The sequence below is a fragment of the Pseudomonas sp. EB271-G4-1 genome (assembly GCF_058791355.1).
Window position 1 is genome coordinate 1 of the sequence record NZ_JBYTEO010000090.1, and the last position, 6,366, is coordinate 6,366.

Annotated in this window: 6 protein-coding genes; 3 read left to right on the forward strand and 3 right to left on the reverse strand. The window is 60.7% G+C overall.

Annotation, left to right across the window (positions count from 1 at the left end; translation table 11 throughout):
* The first annotated feature begins 164 nt into the window (after positions 1 to 164).
* From curA to AC3WWR_RS28375, 3 genes are all read left to right on the forward strand, one after another.
* Positions 165 to 1,202 (forward strand): NADPH-dependent curcumin/dihydrocurcumin reductase, encoded by a 1,038-nt coding sequence (gene curA, locus AC3WWR_RS28365; RefSeq protein ID WP_020800657.1) that lies wholly within the window; start codon positions 165 to 167, stop codon positions 1,200 to 1,202.
* A gap of 75 nt (positions 1,203 to 1,277) precedes the next feature.
* Positions 1,278 to 1,880, forward strand: a complete 603-nt coding sequence (gene recR / locus AC3WWR_RS28370; protein ID WP_020800658.1) for a recombination mediator RecR — start codon at positions 1,278 to 1,280, stop codon at positions 1,878 to 1,880.
* A gap of 183 nt (positions 1,881 to 2,063) precedes the next feature.
* Positions 2,064 to 3,212 carry an acyl-CoA dehydrogenase family protein gene (locus AC3WWR_RS28375; protein ID WP_492599250.1) on the forward strand — a complete coding sequence of 383 codons (1,149 nt, stop codon included), beginning with the start codon at positions 2,064 to 2,066 and terminating at the stop codon, positions 3,210 to 3,212.
* Positions 3,213 to 3,340: 128 nt separating this feature from the next.
* Here the strand turns inward: AC3WWR_RS28375 and AC3WWR_RS28380 are convergent, their stop codons facing one another.
* From AC3WWR_RS28380 to hemN, 3 genes are all read right to left on the reverse strand, one after another.
* Entirely contained in the window at positions 3,341 to 3,889 is a 549-nt protein-coding gene (locus AC3WWR_RS28380; RefSeq protein ID WP_492599251.1) for an adenine phosphoribosyltransferase, read from the reverse strand.
* A gap of 77 nt (positions 3,890 to 3,966) precedes the next feature.
* Entirely contained in the window at positions 3,967 to 4,701 is a 735-nt protein-coding gene (gene fnr, locus AC3WWR_RS28385; protein ID WP_020800660.1) for a fumarate/nitrate reduction transcriptional regulator Fnr, read from the reverse strand.
* Between the two features lie 92 nt (positions 4,702 to 4,793).
* Positions 4,794 to 6,176, reverse strand: a complete 1,383-nt coding sequence (gene hemN / locus AC3WWR_RS28390) for an oxygen-independent coproporphyrinogen III oxidase (protein WP_042955847.1) — start codon at positions 6,174 to 6,176, stop codon at positions 4,794 to 4,796.
* Positions 6,177 to 6,366: the final 190 nt, after the last annotated feature.

Here is a 6,366-nt window from a genome sequence, read left to right on the forward strand (position 1 = left end):
CCGCCAACAGCAAGGGGGAGCAAGCTCCCCCTTCGGTTTTTACCGGACACTAGTGACGCAGAGCGTGGGAACGATCATGTGCCAGGAATAAACATCGAACGCCGTACCGCCACCAAGGTCTGCTCCCTATACCCCCGAATTCATCGATCACAGGAGACGCTGACATGTCCGACCCCATGACCCTCAACCAACGTATCGTCCTGGCCTCGCGCCCTGTCGGCGCACCGACGCCGGAGAATTTCCGGATGGAGCGGGTCGCGCTACCCGATCTGGCCGAGGGGCAGGTGCTGCTCAAGACCCTCTATCTGTCGCTGGACCCCTACATGCGTGGGCGCATGAGTGACGCGCCGTCTTATGCCGCGCCGGTGGAAATCGGCGAAGTGATGACCGGTGGTGCTGTCAGCCGGGTTGAGCGTTCGTTGCATCCCAAGTTCCATGAAGGCGACCTGGTGGTCGGCGCCACGGGATGGCAAAGCCACAGCATCAATGACGGTCGCAGCATCATTCCAGTGCCCTCGGGCCTGCCCAGCCCCTCCATGGCCCTGGGTGTGCTGGGCATGCCGGGCATGACCGCCTACATGGGCTTGATGGACATCGGCCAGCCCAAGGAAGGCGAGACCCTGGTGGTCGCGGCGGCCTCTGGCGCCGTCGGTTCGGTGGTGGGCCAGGTGGCGAAGATCAAGGGTCTGCGCGTGGTCGGCGTGGCGGGCGGGGCGGAAAAATGTCGTTATGTCACTGAAGAGCTGGGCTTCGATGCCTGCATCGACCACAAGAGCCCGGATTTCGTCGACGAGCTTGCCAAGGCGTGCCCCAAGGGTATCGATATCTATTATGAGAATGTCGGTGGCAAGGTGTTCGACGCCGTGTTGCCGTTGCTCAACCCCAAGGCGCGGATTCCGCTCTGTGGCCTGATTGCTTCCTACAACGCGAGCGAAGCGCCGAGCGGCCCGGATCGCCTGCCGCTATTGCAGCGCACGCTGTTGACCAAGCGTGTGCGAATCCAGGGCTTTATCGTGTTCGACGATTACGGTGACCGTCAGCCGGAGTTCATCAGCGCGATGGCGCCGTGGGTACGTGATGGCAAAGTGAAGTTTCGCGAAGACGTGGTCGATGGCCTGGAGCAGGCGCCCGAGGCGTTCATCGGGCTGCTGGAGGGGCGCAACTTTGGCAAGCTGGTGGTGCGGGTCGCGCCCAACGACTAAATGACGCTGTGAATTGACGGTCAACAGAGGCGCGGGTATAAACCGCGTCTCGTTGTTTTCGTCGGACTTTTCCCCATGAGCTTCAGCCCTTTGATTCGCCAACTGATCGACGCCCTGCGAGTTTTGCCAGGTGTGGGTCAGAAAACCGCCCAGCGCATGGCGTTGCAGTTGCTCGAGCGTGATCGCAGTGGAGGCTCGCGCCTGGCACTGGCCCTGAACCAGGCCATGGATGGGGTCGGTCACTGCCGTCAGTGCCGCACGCTGACCGAAGACGACCTCTGTCCGCAATGCGCCGATACCCGCCGCGACGACACCTTGCTGTGCGTAGTGGAAGGGCCGATGGATGTCTATGCCGTGGAGCAGACCGGTTACCGTGGCCGCTACTTCGTGCTCAAGGGGCATCTTTCGCCGCTTGACGGGCTGGGGCCGGAGGCAATCGGCATCCCGCAATTGATGGCGCGGATCGAAGAGGCGGGCACCTTTACCGAAGTCATCCTGGCCACCAACCCGACCGTGGAAGGCGAGGCGACTGCGCACTACATCGCCCAGTTACTCAGCAGCAAAGGCCTGATCGCTTCGCGCATCGCCCATGGCGTGCCGCTGGGCGGCGAGCTGGAGTTGGTGGATGGCGGGACGCTTGCGCATTCGTTTGCGGGGCGTAAGCCGATTTCCCTCTAAGTTGTGTGGTGGTTTTACTGACGTCTTCGCGAGCAAGCCCCGCTCCCACAGGGGCTGCGCTGAGCCTGTAGGAGCCGGCTTGCTGGCGATCCAGGCGACTTGGTCCAACTGATTCACTCATTCCTGTTGAAAACCAAGCAAGCGCTCGGTTAACTTCGCTGAACCCTTCAGTGGAGCTCGCCCATGCCTGCCTTTGAGGAATACTTCGACCCCAGCCACCAAATGGTCCGCGACAGCGTCAGGCGTTTCGTCGAGCGCGAGATTCTTCCGGACATTGACCAATGGGAAGAAGCCGAAAGCTTTCCCCGCGAGCTCTACCTCAAGGCCGGTGCGGCGGGGATTCTCGGCATTGGCTACCCGCAAAGCCTGGGCGGCAGTCACGAAGGGGATGTATTCGCCAAGATCGCCGCCAGCGAAGAGCTGATGCGCAGTGGCTCGGGTGGCCTGGTGGCGGGGCTGGGCTCCCTGGACATCGGCTTGCCGCCGATAGTCAAATGGGCCAGGCCTTGCGTGCGTGATCGGGTGGTGCCGCAGGTGTTGTCCGGCGAGAAAATCAGCGCCCTGGCCGTCACCGAGCCCGGCGGCGGTTCCGACGTCGCCAACCTGCAAACCCGCGCCGTGCGTGAAGGCGACTTCTACCGGGTCAACGGCAGTAAAACATTCATCACCAGCGGCGTGCGGGCGGATTACTACACCGTCGCGGTGCGCACCGGTGAGCCGGGTTTCGCCGGCATCAGCCTGTTGTTGATCGAGAAGGGCACCCCGGGTTTCACCGTGGGGCGGCAATTGAAGAAAATGGGCTGGTGGGCGTCGGACACGGCCGAATTGTTCTTCGACGATTGCCCCGTGCCTGTAGGCAATCTGATCGGCGGCGAAAACATGGGTTTTGCCTGCATCATGGGCAATTTCCAGAACGAACGCCTGGCCCTGGCCTTGATGGCCAACATGACCGCGCAGCTTGCCCTGGAGGAGAGCCTTGAGTGGGCGCGTGAGCGTGAAGCCTTTGGCAAGCCGATCGGCAAGTTCCAGGTGATCAAGCATCGCCTGGCGGAGATGGCCACGGCCCTCGAAGTCTCACGGGAGTTCACCTACAGGCAGGCGACAAAAATGGCGGCGGGCAAGAGCGTGATCAAGGAGATTTCCATGGCCAAGAATTTTGCCACGGACACGGCGGACCGGATTACCTACGATGCCGTGCAAATACTGGGTGGCTCGGGTTACATGCGCGAGAGCCTGGTGGAGCGGTTGTACCGGGATAACCGGATTCTGTCGATTGGCGGCGGGACGCGGGAAGTGATGAACGAGATCATCAGCAAGCAGATGGGGCTTTGAGACTTGCGGTGTAGCGATTGACGCTTTCGCGAGCAGGCTCGCTCCCACAGGGGATTTTCGCTGTACACATATTTTGTGCACCACTGTGGGAGCGAGCCTGCTCGCGAAGGCATCGGTGAAGTCGCCGCTTATTTATCGGAAAGGGCAAACTGCGTCAGGCAAAACGTCGTGATCCCCATATCTTCCAAGCGTTGCGACCCACCCAGCTCCGGCAAATCGATGATCGCCGCCGCTTCATGCACCCGCGCGCCCATGCGGCGAATCAGGTTTGCCGCCGCAATCAGGGTGCCGCCTGTAGCGATCAGGTCATCGAACATCACCACAGAATCGCCTTCGCACAGACTGTCGGCGTGCACTTCAAGAAACGCTTCGCCGTATTCGGTCGCGTAGCCTTCTGCCAGGACGTCGGCCGGCAACTTGCCTTGCTTGCGAAACAGCACCAGCGGCTTGTTCAACTGATAAGCCAGCACTGAGCCAATCAGGAAACCACGGGCATCCATGGCGCCAATGTGGGTGAAGTCCGCCTCGACATAACGGTGGGCGAAGCTGTCCATCACCAGGCGCAGGGCCGTGGGCGACTGGAAGAGCGGGGTGATGTCGCGAAAGATCACACCGGGCTTCGGAAAGTCGATCACGGGGCGGATGAGGGATTTGATGTCGAAGGAATCGAAGACCATCGAAGGAGTCCTGGCAGGCTGCAAACGACACAGTATAACGGCGGCTGAACCGTTTCGCTCAGCCGCGATCCACCGAATCAGCCTTCGAGGGAGCCACCGGCCAGGGCGCAGAGCTGGATCGGGTCGAGGATGCGGATTTCCTTGCCCTCGGCGGCGATCAGTTCGTTCTGCTGGAAGCGCGTGAACACCCGCGACACGGTTTCCACCGCCAGGCCCAGGTAATTGCCGATTTCGTTGCGCGACATGCTCAAGCGGAACTGATTGGCCGAGAAGCCGCGGGCACGGAAGCGTGCAGACAGATTGACGAGGAAGGTGGCGATGCGCTCGTCGGCGGTTTTTTTCGACAGCAGCAACATCATTTGCTGGTCATCACGGATCTCGCGGCTCATCACGCGCATCAGCTGACGGCGCAATTGCGGCAGTTGCAGGGCCAGTTCGTCGAGACGTTCGAAAGGGATTTCACACACCGAGGTGGTTTCCAGCGCTTGCGCCGACACCGGGTGTTTTTCGGTGTCCATGCCCGACAGCCCGACCAGTTCGCTCGGCAAATGGAAGCCAGTGAGCTGTTCTTCGCCGGCATCGCTCAGGTTGAAGGTTTTCAGGGCGCCGGAGCGTACGGCGTAAACCGAGTCGAACTGGTCGCCCTGGCGAAACAGAAACTCACCCTTTTTCAGCGGGCGGCCTCGTTTGACGATTTCGTCCAGCGCATCCATATCTTCCAGATTCAGAGAAAGTGGCAAACACAGTGGGGCCAGGCTGCAATCCTTGCAGTGGGCTTGAGTGTGAGCGCGCAGTTTTACTGGCTCGGACATTTCTTCAATCCTTGTGGGAAAACACACATAAGACGTAAGGGTAACCCACTGCAGGACATTGAAGCCAGCGCACGGCGGATTTGTCGCAGGGTCTAGATCACTCGGGAGAACCGTTGGCGATTGTGTTGTTCCAGGTAAGCGTCAAATACCATGCACACCGAGCGAACCAGCAAGCGACCTGCCGGCAGTACAGTGATGCGTTCGCTGTCCAGCTCAATCAGGCCATCTTTGGCCATGCCCTGCAATTGCGGCCAAAGTTCGCCGAAATAGCCTTGAAAATCTATGTTGAAGGCTCGTTCGATCTGGACGAACTCAAGGCTCAAATTGCAGATCAACTGCTGGATCACCGCCCGCCGCACGCGGTCATCGGCATTGCACAGCAGGCCGCGGCTGGTGGCCAGCTGCGCCGACGCCAAGGCGTTCTGATACTGGTTGAGGTCGCTGTTGTTCTGGCAGTACAGGTCGCCGATCTGGCTGATTGCCGACACGCCAAGGCCGATCAAGTCACAATGGCCGTGGGTGGTATAGCCCTGGAAGTTGCGCTGCAGGGTCGATTCCTCCTGGGCGATCGCCAGCTCGTCATCGGGCAGCGCGAAGTGGTCCATGCCGATGTAGCGGTAGCCAGCGTTGGTCAGCTGTTCGATGGTGCGCTGCAGCATCTCCAGCTTTTGTGCTGGCGTCGGTAACTCGTTACTGTTGATCCGCCGTTGCGGCATGAAGCGTTCCGGCAGGTGCGCATAGTTGAACACCGAGAGCCGGTCGGGTTGCAGGTTAATGACTTCGTCGACGGTGCGGGCGAAGTTTTCCGGGGTCTGCTTGGGCAGTCCGTAGATCAGGTCGATGTTGATCGAACGAAACTGCAGTGTCCGGGCGGCGTCGATGACCGCACGGGTTTCCTCCAGGCTCTGGAGGCGATTGACCGCGCGCTGTACGGCCGGGTCAAGGTCTTGCAGGCCGATGCTGACCCGATTGAAACCCAGTTCGCGCAGCAGGCCCATGGTCGACCAGTCGGCTTCGCGAGGGTCGATTTCGATGCCGTAGTCACCGCTATCGTCATCGAGCAGATTGAAATGCTTGCGCAGGTGCGCCATCAGCTGGCGCAGTTCGTCGTGGCTGAGAAAGGTCGGCGTGCCGCCGCCAAAATGCAGTTGCTCGACTTTCTGTGCGGGGTCGAGGTGGCAGGCGATCAGCTGGATTTCCTGTTCCAGGCGCTGCAGGTAAGGCAGCGCCCGGCCGCGATCCTTGGTGATCACCTTGTTGCAGGCGCAGTAATAGCAAATGTTCGCGCAAAATGGCACGTGCACATACAGCGACAACGGGCGCACGGCCTTGCGGCTGTCGCGCAGGGCATGCAGCAGGTCGAACGGGCTGATCTGGCTGTGGAATTGCACCGCGGTCGGGTAGGAGGTATAGCGCGGTCCCGCCAGGTCATAACGGCGGATCAGATCGGTGTCCCAACGAATGGCGTCGAGCATCATGCGGGCAATTCCCCGGATAGGCTGGCAGTGTTGGCGAGTCTAGGGGGTGGGGCGTTTGGGGATCTTGATTTGCGTCAAGGGTGCAGAGTTGTGTTGTCGGTTCGGGCCTCTTCGCGAGCAGGCTCGCTCCCACAGCTGTCTCTTCTCCCCATCTTCCCCTGCCCACAATGCCGGTCCGGTGTAGATC